This is a genomic window from Paucilactobacillus oligofermentans DSM 15707 = LMG 22743 (assembly GCF_001434315.1).
GTDB classification, from domain to species: domain Bacteria; phylum Bacillota; class Bacilli; order Lactobacillales; family Lactobacillaceae; genus Paucilactobacillus; species Paucilactobacillus oligofermentans.
On record NZ_AZFE01000032.1, the window covers coordinates 92007 to 106824 of the forward strand.

Consider the following 14818-nt stretch of genomic DNA (forward strand, 5'->3'; position numbering starts at 1 on the left):
AGAAGTTCCATTGGGGACTTCAATACATAAATAATAAGAATGGTGGGAATGTTAGTGTTAGAATCGCAGTTTAATTGGGAGATGCCGGAAGTTGTCGACACTGCTAGTGCTAAAGAATTACAAAAAAAGTTTAAACTAACGCCCACCATTAGTAACATTTTGGTTAATCGTGGTTATGATTCTGTTGAGACAGTCGAAAAATTTCTGAATCCACAGATAACGGATATTTATGCGCCAGATTCATTACATGATATTGATAAGGCAGTCGAAAGAATTCGTCAATCCATTGAAGCTGGTGACCAGATTACCATTTATGGGGATTATGATGCGGATGGGATAACTAGTACTTCGGTGATGTATGAATCACTGTTAACTGTCGGCGCTAATGTTAATTTCTATGTGCCTAATCGATTTACTGATGGTTATGGTCCTAATGTGGAAGCCTTTGGTAGATTAATTGAAGCTGGAACACAATTAATTGTGACAGTTGATAATGGTGTTTCTGGTAATGAAGCAATTGATTTTGCTAATCAGCAGGGTGTGGATGTAGTTGTAACTGATCATCATGAAATACCTGAAAAATTACCAGCGGCATACGCAATTGTTCATCCTAGATTTCCAGGAACTGATTATCCTTTCGGTGATTTATCAGGTGTTGGAGTAGCGTTTAAAGTTGCTTGGGCACTACTGGATGAATTTCCCAGTGAGTTACTTGATTTAGTGGCCATTGGTGAAATTGCTGATTTAGTATCAGTAACTGATGAAAATAGAGTATTGATTAGTTTTGGATTGAAAGCATTGCAACAGGGAATGCGTCCGGGATTACATGAATTAGTTAAGCTAGCAAGTGTTAATGAACAAAAACTAAATGAAACTAATGTTGGTTTTGCAATTGCCCCTCGTTTAAATGCTCTAGGGCGAATGGATGATGCTAATTTAGGTGTTGAATTATTAACGACGTTAGATGAAGAACGGGCTGTAGAACTTGCATCCATGGTAGATAAGTTAAATCAACAACGGCAAAAAATTGTAGCTAAAATTACTAAAGAAGCAATGGAAATGGCCACTTCTGATGATAATAAAGATTATCAAACATTAGTAATTGCTGGACATGATTGGCATGAAGGCGTGTTAGGGATTGTTGCAAGTCGAATTGTTGAAAGTACGAATAAGCCAACTTTAGTTTTAAATATTGATTCAGAAACTAATTTAGCAAAAGGATCCGGTCGGAGCGTCGATGGCTTTGATTTATTTGCTAGTATTAATGAAATTAGAAGTATTACAACTTCATTTGGTGGACATCAGATGGCGGTTGGAATCTCATTATCAGAGAAAAACTTATCAGAATTACAAGCTGCACTTGAGGTAGCTGCAACTAAGGTTAATTTGGGTAAACGAGACAAAAAGACGGTTAAAATAACAGCTGATATTAAACCAGATGATTTAAATCTAGAATTATTTTCTCAAATTGAACAACTAGCGCCATTTGGTCAAAATAATGAAAGACCAGTTGTAGCGCTTAAAGATATTCCGGTTAATAATGTTAAGACGATGGGTAAAACTAATTCTCACTTAAAGTTTGAAATGTTGGGACAAAATAATAAAGTTAATGCAGTTGCATTTAATCGTGGCGCATTGGTTGATCAGCTTATGGCCAGTAAAGACAAAGTATCAATTGTGGGAACTCTTGATGAGAATGAATGGCGTGGTAATCGAAGCGTTCAATTGATGGTAAAAGATTTAAGTGTTGATGGAATCCAAGTGATTGATCAGCGAACAAGTCATTTATCAGAAGAATTATTTGGTTATTCAGGCAAGTATGTATTTTTTAATCACGATTTAGCAGATCAATTAAAGGACTATTTGGATGATGATTCAATTATTTTTGCAGATGAAGTTACAAGTGCGATTAATATTGAAATTTTAACAATCGTTGATTGTCCAGCTGATATTACTGACATGGGAAAATTCTTATCAATTGCTGGAGATCCATCGATTATCCGTGTGTTATTTTATGAAAAACATAGTGTTTATTTAAGTGGAATGCCAACTCATCAAGAATTTGGTGAACTATTTAAATTTGTACAATCACATCAGAATGTTAATTTAAAATCACAACTAAAATTATTGAGTGACTATTTAAAAATTAATCAAGATCGGCTGATTTTCATGATACAGGTGTTTTTTGAGGCTGACTTTGTTAAAATAGAAGATGGTTTGCTTAATCGGGTTGATAATCCGCAAACTGTTGTACTTGAAGAAACGCAACGATTTAAGCAACGTAAAATTCAAATGGAAACAGAACGAGAATTAATTTACAGTGATTCGACAGACTTAAGAAATTTAATTATTTCAGCTGTCAAAAAGCATTAAGGGAGAAAAATTAAATAATGTCATTAAACTTAAAAGATTACATCGCTAGTATTCCAGATTATCCAGAACCCGGAATAATTTTCCGTGATATTTCACCATTGATGGCAAGCGGTGAAGCATACCAACAAGCAACAAACGCAATTGCCGAATATGCGCGTGAAAAAAACGTTGAGATGATTGTTGGACCAGAAGCACGTGGATTCATTGTTGGATGCCCAGTGGCTTATAAACTTGGAATTGGATTTGCACCAGCTCGTAAAAAGGGTAAGTTACCAAATGAAACAGTAAGTGCAACTTATGATTTAGAATATGGGACGGCAGAATTACAACTTCAAAAAGACGCAATTAAGCCCGGTCAACGAGTATTAGTAACTGATGATCTATTAGCTACTGGTGGAACGATTTCCGCAACTATTAAAATGGTTGAAGAATTAGGCGGAATCGTTGTAGGAACAGCTTTTATTATTGAACTAAATGATTTAAATGGTCGTGAAAAGATTAAGGATTATGATATCTTAACGTTATTAGAATATGATGGTGAATAAATTTAAAACGACAAAAAAATAAAAGCATTTGCAAAGGCAAATGCTTTTATTTTATCAATTAAAATGATTTTCCAGTAAATTTATTAGCAGGTAATTCACTAAAGTTATAAGTTTTTAGTTCTTCAATTGACTTAGTGTAGAAATGGCCAGCTTGACTAACCATTAGATTAAGATTTTCATCTAATTCTTGTAATAAGATAAGTGGTTTATTTGAATTATAGGCATAGCCGATTTCAAAGGCGGTACCACTATCAACGTTTTCATGAATAAAGTCAGTTACGGCAACAATTACATCAGCATGGTCAATTTCTTCGACATCATGGTTAAAAACGCCTTTTGCCCACTCTGGTGAACCATCATTGACGTTATCGTCATTTTCATCAGATAGTCTAGGACTAAAGAATTCGGTAACAGTTGGATTTTCACGAAGAGCAGCTTCAACTTTTGATACGCGATCGATTTGTTCATCGCTAAAAAATGGTCCTGCAAGATAAATTTTTTTCATGATGGGACTCCTTTAAAAGTTATGATAGTTCTATTGTAGCGAAATCATGGTTAGGAAACAATTAAGAGTTTAAAAAATATCAAAAAAAGGGGAATTTAGTATGATTATCTTTGTAATTATTGGTGGATTAATGTTAATAATGAGTGTTTTTTATCTATTAAATTCAATTCAGCGTTATGGTACATGGGCATGGGCAACTTTTATGACAGTTCTAAGTGTTTTAATTGTTGGGATTGGTATTTTGGGTATGTGGCCAAAGTGGACTGGACAAGAGCAAACGGCAGCTTCACAAGCTAGTTCAGAGTCGAAAACACAGGCAAACTTATCTTCTAAAGCTACAACACAAAGTAGCTCTGATGCATCTTCAATTGCGGCGACGGGTAAGGCAGGCTTGACCGGTCAGACAACTGCACAGACTACGGCCAATACTGAAAAGAATGTTTTAGCACAGCTAAAAAAGAACTTTAAGACTTTTGGGTCAGTGAAATATGATGAAACAACTAAAACATATTTGATTACACCGACTGAATCTAAGACCGTTGAAAGTATGAATTATATTATCCAAAATCCAAGTAATGCTGAGGATGCAGGATGGAGTAATTTAACTGGTAGTATTCTTAAAATTTCAAAGCAACTTAAAAAGATTACTGGTAATGGCTATTCATTAACAATTACTCAACCAGATAGTGATGAAGCGATGTTTACAGTTAAAGATGGGATAACGACGTACGATATTGCTAATCAATAATGTTACACAATAAAAGACAATCACTTTTCATAATTAACTGAAGAGTGGTTGCCTTTTTATGATTGTATTATAACTTAAAAGTTATAAATATGTTATTAACATATTTATCTTAAATGTTTAATTACTTTCTAAAATTAAAAAGTAGTTAATAGGAGTTAATATTTTTTAAAATAAAAAATAAATTTAATTATATGAAACACAAAATATCAAAAGACTGATGAAACAGTACTTAAATATAATTTTATATTTATTTAAATTTATTGGCTATATTTTTTTATTCAAAATAGCCATTAGTTAATTATTACTAAATTAATGTGTCTATAAACAATGTATTAATTATGATATACTGACAAGGAATTTGTTATTTAATAATAAAGTTTAATTGATTGATTAATATTATTAAAAATAACTTACTTTTGGAGGAGTAAAAAATGAATAAAATAAGAGCTTGGTTTATGACCATCTTGATTCTTGCAGGAGTATCAGCCAGTAGTGGTGTTATTGTAGCTGATGCAATTGCATATGGAGCACCAGAGGAATATGTATCATCAGAAGTAATCTTAAAGGATTCGGATGATGATAGTGTTACATATGGTGGTGATAAAACTATCTATGAACATCTAGAAACTAAAGCGGATAATCCTGCAATTAGTGGGGCTTATTCTGTTATTAAGTTGGCTAGGGATCGATTTAAGGCACCGGTGGTTAGTGATGTTACTAATGGTGATAATTATATCTTGAAAGCTGATGTTGATAATACTAGTGACCCTGATAATTATTTAGTTAAACTATATTATAATGATATTCCTGCAACTGGTACGGATGTGAAGGTACCATTCGTCGTTCATACGTTAGGAATGCCGAATGATTCTAGTTTTCCAATTAGTGATAAAACTTATGATTCTCAGGGAAATATTCTTAGTAATGGTAAAAGTTTAACGTTAAAATACGCACTTGCTAATCCTGACTTATATATTATGGATACTACAAAAACGGTTCCTGAAGATATAGTTTCAGAAACTGATAATACAATTACTAAAGAAGTTCCTGAGGTATTAGTTAATACATGGGGATCTGGTAATACTGGTACTAGTACAGTTGATATGAGAACATTCAAAATTAGTATTCAATTGCCAAACGATTATAAGCTGGATGATTCTTATGATTATAGCAATCAACCATCAAGTGATATTTGGCAATATGACGCTAAGACTAATATAGTTAGCTACACTAATTCTCCTAATGCTGATGGAACACATACATGGGATAGAATTATGTTACCTCTAACTGCTAAAGTAGGAGCTAAAGTAGACGAATTCGAAAAATTGCAAGGTAAGATTACAGTAGTTGGAAATGATACTGATGTAATTGCAAGTGAATCTGGTACAGTTAAACTGGAAAAAAAGGAAGTTATTGATGTTCCAGGAGAGGCATATAAGACTTTTAATGCGTACGACGGTAATATCATTGGAAATGATACTATAACTGCTAATACAAAGAGTTTGCAATTGCTTGGCAATTTATATGCAACAGGTAATTTCCGTAATGGTGGTTCCGATACTTCAAAACTAAATGAATATGTGGATACTATTGTAGATGAACCCCAATCTGATATTGATTATTCCAAACTAGCCAGTGATGATGAAGCTAAAGCAACGAAAGATGAAGGAGATTATTCTGTTTATAATCAAATTTGGTTAAAGGGTAATTTTAGTGAAGAAACTAGAAAAGAAGCAGCTAAAAATACTGTCACGATAGATTATACAGATGGAACTGATTTCGTGATTGATGATCTTAATGCCTCAAGCGGTAGTGAGTATTTTAATAAAGAAGGAAAGACAGTAAAAAAAGTAACAATAAAATTTGATAATCCGATTCATGTAACTGATACAGATGGTTATAATATGATGGTTGGTTTGCAAGGTAGTATGACAAAATCTGCAGTTCAAAACATTGTTAATTCTGATTATCAAAATGCTAAAGTTAAAAATAATATGACTGTTTTTTATGCAAACAACACAAATCATAAGTCATCTATTGATAAAGCATCATATTCACTAACTAAGAAAATTCCTAGTGTAACTAATGCAGATGGGGATTGGGCATCTGTTGACACCGATGATATGTTACCAGGTGGGACAGTTAATGCTACGGCAGAATATAACGTTAGAAATATTGATGCTTTACAAACTAAAGATCAGGTTTTAAAAAACGGTAAGATGTTTTTCTTGGTGGATACCGGAGTTAAGCTCGGTGATATTAGTAAAATAAAAGGATTAACGAATGTAAAAACTGAATATAATTATAAAAATACTGGAAAGACCGCCATTTATGGAGATATTACGAATGGTGATTTGAGTAGTAGTGATGAAACTATTACTAAATTAAGTTACACAATCCCTTTGACTAACACAAATGCTTTGGATAAGGGTGGACATTCATTTGAGGCATACTTAATTTTTGATAACAATGGATTGGATTCTTATAATCTAACTAAGTTAAATGGTAAGGGAAGCTTTGAAACTGCTGATTTAAGTAATTATTATTCAAATACTAATTGGAAAATCGATAATCATAATTTATATGATAATACTGAAAAGCCAACAGCCTTTTTAGGAGAAACGAATAATTTCCAATTTATTCCTAGTGCAGCGTTAACTGCAACTAATTTAGTAGAACAAGGATCAACTTCTGATAATTGGGTAGAAGATACTGGTAAGTTGGCTAGTCAAGCTGGTGATGAATTTACTTATTTATTGAAGACTAGTAATTACAGTATGAATCAAGATTTCAATGATCTTGATGCGATTGATGTCCTACCAACCGTTGGTGATAAGTTCATCACTGATAGTAGTAAGGATCGTGGGTCTGAATTCTCGGTTGGACTTAAACAAGCGGTACAAGATGTACCTGCGGGTTATCATGTGATGTATTCAACTGATAAACCTAAAGATAAATATGAAGACAATCAAGTAGCTAACTGGGTTAATTCAAATTCAGTAACTGATTTCAGTAAAGTCACGATGGTTCGTTTACAGGCTGATCAAGGGACTACCTTACTACATGATAAATCTGTGTCAGTGAAATTGAATGTAAATACACCAGATAACATTGATTATAAAACAGATTTAGAAACTGATAATACGTTTGCAGTTTATGGAAAAACAGCAGATTTAAAATCGGCCTTAGTTGAATCTAACAAGTCTGTAATTCGGACAGTTGGTGGCGATCCAGTTATAGAAAATGGATCAATGCAAATTAGTAAAATTGATGCAGCAGATGCCACTAAACATTTGGCTGGAGCAGCATTTAAGCTAACTAGTGCTGATGGTACTATTAAAACTGGTGTTACTAATCAAGCTGGTGAATTAGATGTAGCTGATTTAACTGCTGGAACTTATAAAGTAGTTGAAACTAAGGCTCCAACTGGATATCAATTAGATCCAACTGAACAAACAGTTAACGTAACTGCTAATCAAACTGCTAAAGCTATGTTCTTAGACAAACGTGAAGTCGTTACTCCAACAACTGGTAATTTGAAGTTGATTAAGGTAGCAGAACAAGATAAAACTAATAAATTAGCAGGGGCCCACTTTAATATCGTTGATACTAACGGTAAAACACAGCAGGCAATTACTAATAATGATGGTGAAATTAATTTAGATAATTTAATTGCTGGAAATTATGAAGTAACTGAAACACAAGCACCAATTGGCTATGTTTTAGATACTACGACTAAGCAAGTTACGGTTACTAAGAATCAAACGGCAACCTTAACAATTAGTAATAAGTTGAAAGATACGCCAATAGTTCCAGAAGTACCTGATACTGGTAATTTGAAGTTAATTAAGGTTGCTCATCAAGATAAAAATAAAAAGTTATCAGGTGCACATTTTAATATTGTTAGTGAAGATGGCACATCACAGCAAGCCATTACTGATAGTAATGGGGAAATTAAAGTAAATGATATAGCAACTGGTAATTATAAAGTAACTGAAACACAAGCACCAACTGGATATATGTTAGATAATAAAGTTACTGAGGTTACAGTAACTAAGGATCAAATTGCGACAGTAACAATTAGTAACAAATTAAAAGATACTTCAGTAGATCCTGGAACACCCGTGGATCCGGAAAAACCAATAGTTCCAGAAAAAGTTATTCCAACAAAACCTGTTGTTAAACCAACGGTTACATTACCCAAAAATGATAAAACTAAATTACCACAAACTGGTGAACAAATTGTAGCTGGTTCAGTCGTATTCTTAGTTGTATTATTAACAGCTGGATTTGGTACGTTATGCTTGTATCAATATCGGACTAAAAAGCGCTAAAAGTAATTTTAGTGTTAAAAAGCCTTACAAATTAGATTTAATATCTAATTTGTAAGGCTTTTTGTTTTGATTATAAATGAAGCAAACGTAAAATTATTTAATCGATTTATTTTGGCTAATTCGGATAAATACCAAGCTATTTAAATAATATCCCAGACAAATAATAATTAAGACTGGTAGTGTAGTTCCAATCCATAAATCTAATCTTTGAATGTATGAATATATCAGAATACCAATGATCCACCAAATAAAACTGATCCAGATTGGTAATTTTTGTTTTATAAAAAAGAAAGTTGCAAAAATAATCGAAAATAGTGGGGCAAAGATAGCGCCAATCATATATAAGAAGTTTTGATAATACGTCATGGAAATGAAAATTGAAATTAGTAGGCCGATCAAAGTTATAATAATGGCGGTAAGATTAGTCTTTAATGATGTAAAAATATTTTTAATATTAGTAGCAGCTGAGTAAGCATCCATAAAAGTGGTAGTTACAGTTGAAAATATGATAATTAATAAGGCAATAATACCTAAATTAGAATGCGATAAAACGGTTGAAAAATCAGATTCACCAGTGATAATTACTGTCGATAATCCAATTATAAACATGGCACAACTACCAATGAAATAACCACAAGAACTAATAAAGCTATCAAAAAATGGACGATTTGATTTTTGAGTATAGTCACCAATTAATGGTAACCAAGAGAGGGCCATTGTAACGTTTAGCTCAATTGCGCTACCGAAACTAATTGTGGTAATTGAAGAAGTAGAGGTTAAATTACCCGTTTTAAAAATTATTCCAATAATTAGTAACGATCCGAATGCTAATAAAATAACAACGGCATTGTTAATACGAAACAGCCAATCATGATTAAATAAGAGCCAGATTACAATTAAAGCAGCAATTAAAATGGAGATGATAACTATTGAATGGAAGCCGAAAATTTGTTTAGTGATACTATTGACTGCTAATTGCGCATTAACAATCATAACTGCCGTCCAACCAAGTAATTGTAAAGCATTCAAAAAAGAAAATAGTAAAATTCCTATTTTACCAAATGCAATGTTGGCTACTTTAATGGCTGATTGATTCTGTTTGGCAGAAATGTAGGCGGCTGGTAGTAAAAAAATGAAACAGCCAATTAAATGACCAATAATAATTGCGGCTAAACCTCGCCACATGCCTAATGGTGCAATCAATGTCCCCGTGACAATTTCGGCAATCGAAATTGCAGCACCCAGCCAAAGTAAAAATAAGCCTTTAGATTTAATTTGTTCCAAGAAATTCTCCTCCAAAATAATAAATTTTTATGTGAATTAAAATCAATTAATCATGTGAGTATGTTCTAACTTCAGGGGTAGAATAATTGACCATGAAATTATAAATTTCATCTAATGAATCGGAAAAGAATAGCTTTTCTCGATTATTAACAGACAGAAAACCATTGGCAGCCATCTCATCAAACATTGTGATGAGTGGATCATAATAATGATTAACGTTTAGAAAGGTAACTGGGGTCGGATTATCACCAATTAGTGCCCAAGAAAAGGCTTCAGATGCTTCCTCAAGTGTCCCTGGTCCGCCAGGTAAAGTGATGCAACCGTCGGCTAATTCAATCATCCTAGCCTTTCGAATTGACATATTATCAACTATTTCTAATTGGGTTAGACCTTTATAGGCTGTTTCGCGTTTAAATAGTTCTTGTGGAATAATACCATGGACGGTTCCACCGGATTCGAGGACTGCCTTAGCTAAAACTCCCATGAGGCCAACACCACCGCCACCATATACTAATTCGATATTCTGCTTGGCTAGCCAAGTGCCAGTGGCAACAGTTTGTTGTTTAAATTCTGGTATTTTGCCTTCAGAGGCACCGCAATAGACCGCGATATTTTTAATAGTATTCATATTAGCATCCAATCACATGTATTTATTAATACGTTCAGTGTATAATAAGTGCGAAACGATAATCAAGAATATGGGGGGATAAAGTTGAAAAAATATCAAACGGTTGATGAATATATTAATGATTTGCCTGAAATGGAGAAAGAAGTATCACAAATCATGCGAGAACTATTTCAAGATGCAGTGCCAGATGGAGTAGAGGGTATATCATATAATATGCCTTCGATTAAACTTGAGGGAAAAACAGTTGCTTATTTTGCTACAGCCAAAAATCATTTAGGCTTTTATCCGACACCAGAGCCAATTGAACGGTTTGAATCAGAATTGAAGGGATTTGAAACCTCCAAAGGGACTATTCAAATACCGTATGTCCTGCCATTACCAGCATCATTAATTCGTAAGATAATTGAGTACCGAGTTTCACAAATAACAGATAAATAAAAACGCATCTCCTAAAATTAGGAAATGCGTTTTTATTTATGCTTGTGCGAATATGATAGTTCCAGCTAAACTAGAAAAGTAAGAACCTAGCGAAATATCTTCATTACCGCCACCGGCTCCACCTCCGCCGCCACCGTCATCATCTGATCCAGAGGGTGATGCGACTACTTTATTTGCGTCAATATGATGAGTCGTTTGGTTTGAACCGGAACTAGTGAATGAACTTTCTTGTTCTAAAGCACTTTTATTTAAATAATTCCTATTTTGAGTTGTATTTGTAGTAGTTGCATCATTTGAAGACTCTGCAGCGGTCTCTTCAGACTGCGAACTTGATTCACTTGGTATCTCGGCAGTACTAGAATGTAAACTTAAATCAAGAGGAATTGATGATTTATTATTTACATTATAATCTAAACTTGAATTAAGATTAGGGATATCAATAATGGTTAAATCGGACGATGAACTATTTGAATCTAATTTTTTAAGACTTGTTTCTGAGCTTGGTACCGAAGATAAATCTGCATTTGAAGTTGCTGAAGATTCTGAATCCGTAGCGCTTGAATCAGCATCCGAAGAGACTGGACCTGAAGATTCCGAATCTGTATCAATAGAATCAGCACTTGAAGCTGTTGGTTTATCATGATTTTTTACAAAAGTGACAGTATAGTTGAAGTTATGTGAATCAAATTCAACATCAGAGATTGAATCTATTTTTTTAATGTCAGAATTATATCCTTCAATATTAGGAATAGAAATTTCATTGAAAGTGTTAGAACCAGCAACAAGAATCCAAGATGATTCATACGTAATAGCTTTGGTAACTAAATCTTCAACACCATAGCGCATAAATGACATTTTTTTAACGGTTGGATCGGCTAATACGGTACCATCTTCAGAAACATAATTAACAGTTTCTGTGATATCACGTTTCATCATTGAAGCATCACCGTTACCAGGATTAGTAGCAGTGAGTACCTTAGTATCGTGTTTAAAATGAATATTAAACACTTGATCAAGATCGGTGAGATTGTCAAAGGTAAAGATACTATTATCAGGTAAGTTACTTGAGACTAATTGATAGTGGTTAGCTATTAATTCATTAATTTGTTCACGTACTGAATATGCGATAGAGCTATTAGTAACGCCATCTAAATAAATATTTTGAATATTTGAACCATTATTGTCATCATCAATAAAATTAATTTTAATAATTTGAGAATCTGGAATGTAATTAATTGTACGATGAATAGCTGCAAAAAGGTTTTTATCGGATAAATCAAATTTCAAATTTAGTGAACCGTCATCATTAATTCGTACAATCACACCATTACTACTATATGAAACGTTAAATTTAGGTGTATATCCAGATAATTTAGTGTAACCTGGATCAATTGTAGTCATTGAATTAGGTGTTTGCCAGTCGCTATACGACAGTGCTTCGGCAGAAAATGATCCATCAGCATTACGTTTAGTAAAATCAGCGGTAACCGTTCTGGTTAATTGAATTAAAAATGTTGAGCCAGTACTGGTTGATCCATCAGGCATAGTAATTATATCTTTAACGTTAAGATCTTTGGTTAATGAGTCTAAACCAGTGATACTGCTTAGTCCGGAATCGCCGGAATTATAAGTGACTAGTTTATGAGCGAGGTGGATGGTATAAGTGTTTCCTTGACTTGATCCAACTATACCAGTTGAAGGAATGTCATTAGAAACAACATAATATCCAGCATTTAGATATTTATTAATATCAGCATTATAATCATATTCTATTAGATTATTTAAAAAGCTACTGAGTTTAACATTCATCAGTACTGATTTATTGGTATCATCAATGAAACTAATTGTGGCAGATATGAAAAGACCTTGCTCATCATTTAATGAACTTGAACTTTCAGTATCACTTGTAGAAGCTGCGCTGGTAGGAATGTTTGAGCTTTCTGTAGTTGTAGTCGATGAAGAAGAGTCTGCTGCTGAACTACTTAATAATGCAGATGAAGTACTGGCACTACTATCAGCTACTTGTGGTGTTCCGCTCGTAGAGGTTTGTACCGTAGTATCAGCATGAGTGACATCTAAATTAACTGCATTTAACGCAGAAGCTGCAAAAAATGACAAAAAGACTGTGCTTGTAATAACCCAGTTCTTTTTACTTTTATACAAACGATATCTAATGATTTCGTCAGATTTTGTTTTATTGTTAAATCTCATGTTATACTCCAATATTTTAGTGGATTATATTTGTTTTTCGTTTTTTAGTTGTGTGTATGCAACGATGGTCTCACCTAAAGCAGACCAGTCATGTGGCGAAGGTGGATTTCTCCAAATAATTTGAGTAGGCTTCGTCAATTGTCTACTTCTAAAATCGGATAAATAAATATTAGTTTGTGAACTAGGTGATGTTTCAATGATAAGATGCGCATTACCAAATGAAGCTAAAGTATTAATTACATATTCTGAGTAAAGAGTACCTTGAGAGAAATCAACACAGATAAATACTTTATCAGTTAGAGCAGCTGAAGGAATATTATTAATCAGTGCAAACATATAACTAAAATATAAATTTGCTGATTCAGCATTATTGAAATCAATTAATTTTTTTTCGCGAACTAAATTGATAAAATTAGTAATCACTTCATGAAACATCGGATATGTTTGGTGGAAAAAGTCTAATTGTTCTATAGATGTAAAAGTAGTTGGTTCAATGAAGAAGGTAGAAAATTGAATATGAATATCATTAATAATGTCATTAATTTTATTGAAATCAACTAATTCAACTTGAGAGAACATCTTACTAGCTTTTAGTTCTTGCATGAATAATGAAGTTAGTGAAACGGATAGGTCAGTTGTAAAATTATCCATAACAAATTCAGAACGGTCAACATATTCTTGGGTAACTAAAAATACTAATAGATAGTTTAATTCTAATTGACTAATAGTAATCTTTAACTCTTCTTTTACAATCGCAGCAATTGGAAATAATTTTTGAACATGAATATCATCAATATTGAACTGTGAGTTTTCCATGGTTTGTAAAAAGGATTGATTCTTTAAGCGTAAAAGCCAAATTTTAATTAATGATTCAAGTTTAACTTGCTTTGTGGGAGTTACGTTTAAATTAAAGCTATTTTCAATTTGATCAATGATGGTATTAACAAGACTATCCAACTCGGGGAAGGGACTTTCAAGACCATTGTAGGCAGTGTAGTAAAACTGAAATAAATGAAGTCTAATCAGATATTCTTCATCTTCCTTTTTTTCTGATGATTCAAAAAAATTAGACTGTTTTAATACACCCTGTAATTGCGTAGAGGCATTGTAAAAGGTGGTTTTACTAATGAAATTATTTTTGATATATGTATTTTTTGACATATAATTAGAATAGATAAATTCATATTCAAAGGCAGAAAAGATTGTTGATTTTTGTAAATATTTCAAAAGAATAATTTGTAATATTTCGTTTGAAACATTGACGCCCTTTAAAATTCCTTTTTCAGGATTATCAATTAGTGTAGCAGGTTCATGTCCAATTTCGAGAAGATCAACATTAATTAATTCAATTGCTTGACGTAATTTATAAGTGGATAGCTCGAATTGCTCCATTAAATCAGCTTCTGAAATAAGCATATCTTGTTGTTCCGAAAAAGAAACGAGGATGTGATATTTGACAGCATCATCTTTTTCAAAAAATAAACTAAAATTCATAGAGTAATTACCAGTTATTTCTTCAAACTGCTTAATTATATTTTATACATAATCTAAATGAAAATGTTGTTAAAATGGAAATTAAGTGTTCAATATTTTTAAAATTTTTAGTGGAAATCCGAACCACTTTTTCAAATTCAAAAAGTAGTTTTTTGATAATATTTTAATAGCATTATAAATATTAAGTCAATTATAACATTTGAAGCTCAAAAATTTAGTAATTTTTTGGATAAATATTGTTAAATGAGAGTTTAAATC

At 32.7% G+C, this 14818-nt stretch carries 10 protein-coding genes; 5 read left to right on the forward strand and 5 right to left on the reverse strand.

Features of this window, described 5'->3' with window-relative positions; genetic code table 11:
• Positions 1 to 39 precede the first annotated feature (39 nt).
• Together recJ and FC70_RS07540 are read left to right on the forward strand one after the other, a co-directional pair.
• Positions 40 to 2373, forward strand: coding sequence for a single-stranded-DNA-specific exonuclease RecJ (gene recJ / locus FC70_RS07535; protein ID WP_083478682.1), 2334 nt, complete (start codon positions 40 to 42; stop codon positions 2371 to 2373).
• A 17-nt stretch (positions 2374 to 2390) separates the two neighbouring features.
• Entirely contained in the window at positions 2391 to 2918 is a 528-nt protein-coding gene (locus FC70_RS07540) for an adenine phosphoribosyltransferase (protein WP_057890394.1), read from the forward strand.
• Between the two features lie 58 nt (positions 2919 to 2976).
• Here FC70_RS07540 and FC70_RS07545 read toward each other — a convergent pair whose 3' ends face one another.
• On the reverse strand, positions 2977 to 3423 hold the full coding sequence (locus tag FC70_RS07545) for a nucleoside 2-deoxyribosyltransferase (protein WP_057890395.1): 447 nt from the start codon (positions 3421 to 3423) through the stop codon (positions 2977 to 2979).
• A 100-nt stretch (positions 3424 to 3523) separates the two neighbouring features.
• Between FC70_RS07545 and FC70_RS07550 the strand changes: the two genes are divergently transcribed.
• Positions 3524 to 4171, forward strand: coding sequence for a hypothetical protein (locus tag FC70_RS07550; RefSeq protein ID WP_057890396.1), 648 nt, complete (start codon positions 3524 to 3526; stop codon positions 4169 to 4171).
• A gap of 431 nt (positions 4172 to 4602) precedes the next feature.
• Positions 4603 to 8505: an MSCRAMM family protein gene (locus FC70_RS07555; protein WP_057890397.1), complete on the forward strand. Its 3903-nt coding sequence runs from the start codon at positions 4603 to 4605 to the stop codon at positions 8503 to 8505.
• A 93-nt stretch (positions 8506 to 8598) separates the two neighbouring features.
• Here the strand turns inward: FC70_RS07555 and cytX are convergent, their stop codons facing one another.
• Both cytX and FC70_RS07565 read right to left on the reverse strand, forming a co-directional pair.
• Positions 8599 to 9789 carry a putative hydroxymethylpyrimidine transporter CytX gene (cytX, locus tag FC70_RS07560; protein WP_112278688.1) on the reverse strand — a complete coding sequence of 397 codons (1191 nt, stop codon included), beginning with the start codon at positions 9787 to 9789 and terminating at the stop codon, positions 8599 to 8601.
• 46 nt (positions 9790 to 9835) lie between these two features.
• Complete coding sequence (locus tag FC70_RS07565) at positions 9836 to 10417, reverse strand: LOG family protein (RefSeq protein WP_338047528.1); 582 nt, start codon at positions 10415 to 10417, stop codon at positions 9836 to 9838.
• Positions 10418 to 10501: 84 nt separating this feature from the next.
• On the opposite strand from FC70_RS07565, the gene FC70_RS07570 reads away from it, so the two are divergent.
• Complete coding sequence (locus tag FC70_RS07570) at positions 10502 to 10855, forward strand: iron chaperone (RefSeq protein ID WP_057890398.1); 354 nt, start codon at positions 10502 to 10504, stop codon at positions 10853 to 10855.
• 36 nt (positions 10856 to 10891) lie between these two features.
• On the opposite strand, the gene FC70_RS07575 is transcribed toward FC70_RS07570, so the two are convergent.
• Together FC70_RS07575 and FC70_RS07580 are read right to left on the reverse strand one after the other, a co-directional pair.
• A complete protein-coding gene (locus FC70_RS07575; protein WP_057890399.1) occupies positions 10892 to 13066 on the reverse strand; it encodes a mucin-binding protein in 2175 nt (724 codons plus the stop codon).
• 24 nt (positions 13067 to 13090) lie between these two features.
• Positions 13091 to 14560: a BglG family transcription antiterminator gene (locus FC70_RS07580; RefSeq protein WP_057890400.1), complete on the reverse strand. Its 1470-nt coding sequence runs from the start codon at positions 14558 to 14560 to the stop codon at positions 13091 to 13093.
• Between the last annotated feature and the right edge of the window lie 258 nt (positions 14561 to 14818).

Bases quoted from the DNA above. Each gene is read 5' to 3' on its own strand.
- FC70_RS07555 (WP_057890397.1), top strand. From the start codon at position 4,603: ATGAATAAAATAAGAGCTTGGTTTATGACCATCTTGATTCTTGCAGGA.
- FC70_RS07540 (WP_057890394.1), top strand. From the start codon at position 2,391: ATGTCATTAAACTTAAAAGATTACATCGCTAGTATTCCAGATTATCCA.
- FC70_RS07565 (WP_338047528.1), bottom strand. From the start codon at position 10,417: ATGAATACTATTAAAAATATCGCGGTCTATTGCGGTGCCTCTGAAGGC.
- recJ (WP_083478682.1), top strand. From the start codon at position 40: ATGGTGGGAATGTTAGTGTTAGAATCGCAGTTTAATTGGGAGATGCCG.
- FC70_RS07545 (WP_057890395.1), bottom strand. From the start codon at position 3,423: ATGAAAAAAATTTATCTTGCAGGACCATTTTTTAGCGATGAACAAATC.
- FC70_RS07575 (WP_057890399.1), bottom strand. From the start codon at position 13,066: ATGAGATTTAACAATAAAACAAAATCTGACGAAATCATTAGATATCGT.
- FC70_RS07550 (WP_057890396.1), top strand. From the start codon at position 3,524: ATGATTATCTTTGTAATTATTGGTGGATTAATGTTAATAATGAGTGTT.
- FC70_RS07580 (WP_057890400.1), bottom strand. From the start codon at position 14,560: ATGAATTTTAGTTTATTTTTTGAAAAAGATGATGCTGTCAAATATCAC.